Annotated in this window: 2 protein-coding genes; one reads left to right on the top strand and one right to left on the bottom strand. The window is 71.0% G+C overall.

Going from position 1 to position 2,465, the window contains the following annotated elements:
• The coding region (locus tag G6024_RS00140; RefSeq protein WP_159147545.1) for an LPXTG cell wall anchor domain-containing protein at nt 1–230 on the top strand (230 nt) is incomplete at its 5' end.
• 51 nt (nt 231–281) lie between these two features.
• Here the strand turns inward: G6024_RS00140 and G6024_RS00135 are convergent.
• On the bottom strand, nt 282–2,465 hold a 2,184-nt coding region (locus tag G6024_RS00135; RefSeq protein WP_182640277.1), incomplete at its 5' end, for a serine/threonine protein kinase.

Below are 2,465 nucleotides of genomic sequence, written 5' to 3'. Positions count from 1 at the left end.
TGACCCCGCGCGAGGGGGCGCCGTCGGACGCGTGGATCCGCGCCAATTCGGAGGTCCGCGGGTCGTTGGCCACCACCGGCGTCAGCGGGGCCGAGCTCGTGCTGTGGGCGCTCACCGCGGCGGCGGCCGGCGCGACACTCATCCTGTTCGCCAGGCGACGCCGCCGCCACGATGACCCGGCCCTCGCCACCGACCCCGCTCTCGACCCCGCTCTCGACCGCGAGGGCTGAGCCGCCCGTCCCGAGGGGAGAACCCCTGAAGTCGGTGGAACCCCCGCGGACTCAGAACAGGGTGCGTGGACGGATGCTGTTGGCCTGGTCCACCAGACGGAACCGCTGCTGACGGGTCTCCGTGGAGCGCGCGAGGGTCCGCAGTACGGTCTCCGCGCCGGAGCGCAGCCCGAACTCGGTGAACGGCACGCCGCGCATGAGAGGTGACGGGGACGGCTCGTTGTCCGGCAGCTGAATCCAGGCGAGTGCGGTGGTGAGAACCGTGAGCCGGATCTGGAACGCCCTGTGCTCGCCGGCGGACAGGTTGGTCACCCGGCGGGCGGCCTCGCGGAGGTGGGACTCCTCGGTCTCATCGAGCGGGCGGCCCTGGCACAGCAGGAGGATCGCGGTGAGGTTGGCCAGCGCTGAGTACCGGGAGTTGGGTGGGACGCGGTCGAGCTCCTCGATGGCGGCCTTGACCTCGCCGCGCCGCTGCAGTTGGCGCGCCAGCCCGAACGCGGAGCTGATCACGGACCGGTCGACCGACCACACCGTGCGGTAGAAATGTTCGCTCGAGCGTGCCCAGCGGGCCCGGTCGCTCTCGGGGCACACGTCGAGGATCAGTTCGGCCGTCGCGGCCAGGGCCAGTTTGGGGCCGTTCTCGCCGGGCATGGCCGAGAGCACCCTCTGGAACTTGGGGTACGCCCCGACGGGGTCGCCCTTGAGCAGGTCGGTCACGCCGTCGTACCAGACCAGCCGCCATTCGGCGGGCATCCGGTGCGCGTTCTCCTCCAGCAGCGCCTCGGCCGCGGCGAGATCGTCGCTCTCGAGGTAGGCGCGGGTGAGTGACATGATCACGCCGACGCTCTCGCGGGCCTCGGACTCGGTGTCGGAGTACAGCTCGAGGAGGGTGTCGATCCGCTGCTCGACCGAGGTGTACGAGGTCGCGGCGAGAATGCGGCTGGCGGGGTCGGAGGCCTCCATGAGCGGCACCGGCAGGGCGTCGACCAGTTCGGACCCGGTGAGCGTCGTGTCGCGGGCGCGGCCGTCGACGAGGAAGTCGGTCGGCTCGACGGTGAAGAGCGTGCCGAAGGTCGATCGCTGGGGTGAGAACACCGAGGAGAACGCCGGGTGCGGGACCCCGGTGCGCAGCGCGAGTACCTCCCGCAGGACGCCCATGAGCTGGTTGGCCATCCCGTTGGCACTGCGGAACCGCGAGTCGGGTTCCTCGTGGGTCGAGCGCAGGAGGAACCGGTACAGCGAGTCGTACCGGCTGAACACCGGCTCCTCCATCGGGGAGGGGATGCCGTCGGCGTAGCGGCCGTCGACCACGGGGAGCCGCACGATGAGCGAGGCGAGGGTGCGACCGACGGTGTACAGGTCGGAGGCGATGGTGGGCCCGGTCCGGGGGATCTCCGGGGCCTGGAAACCGGGGGTGCCGTAGATGTGCCCGTAGTCCCCGACGCCGGACACCGCGCCCATGTCGATCAGTTTGACGTGGTCCTCGGTGAGCATGATGTTCTCGGGTTTGAGGTCGTTGTAGACCAGTCCCACCGAGTGCAGGTAGGAGAGCGCCTGCAGGACCTCGAGCACGTAGGCGATGGCCTTCTCCACCGGCAGCACCCGCCCGGGTGCCGCTCGTCGGACGTCGCGCAGGCTGGGGCCGCCGACGTACTCCATGACGATGTACCCGCCATGGGTGGGCGACGTGGCCCAGTCGTCGTGGATGAAGTTGTAGATACGCACGATCGACGGGTGGGACAGTTCGGCCAGGATCTCCCGCTCGGCGACGGCGACCTCCTGGGCCTCGGCCTGGTCGGCGTGGAGCAGGCCTTTGAGGACGACCCAGCGGTCGGACACGTTGTGGTCGACCGCCAGGTAGATCCAGCCCATCCCGCCGTGGGCGAGCGCACCGCGGACCTCGTACTGGTCGGCGACGATGTCTCCGGGCCACAGTTCGGGCCGCGGCAGCCTGCCGTCGGAGGCCGCGCACTCGGCCTCGATGTCCTCCGGCTCCAACATTGCCGAGGTGGGGTCGACGGGGATGATGTACGGCAGGTCGACCAGACCCTCGGCGGCCTGGCTCGGGCGGTCCTCCGGCTTGTCGGGGTGCCGCATGCGGAACGGTGCCGAGGTCGACCGGTCGCCGGTAATCACCTCGCCGGTCCGGGCGGAGGACCGCGCGCCGGGGACGGACTCGGTGCGGGACTCGGGATCATGACTCCGCCCCGCGCCCGCCGCGCCCGCCGCGCGCGC

It is taken from the genome of Dietzia maris (genome assembly GCF_014144855.1).
Classification (GTDB): domain Bacteria; phylum Actinomycetota; class Actinomycetes; order Mycobacteriales; family Mycobacteriaceae; genus Dietzia; species Dietzia kunjamensis.
This window is presented reverse-complemented; position numbering and strand designations above follow the sequence as displayed.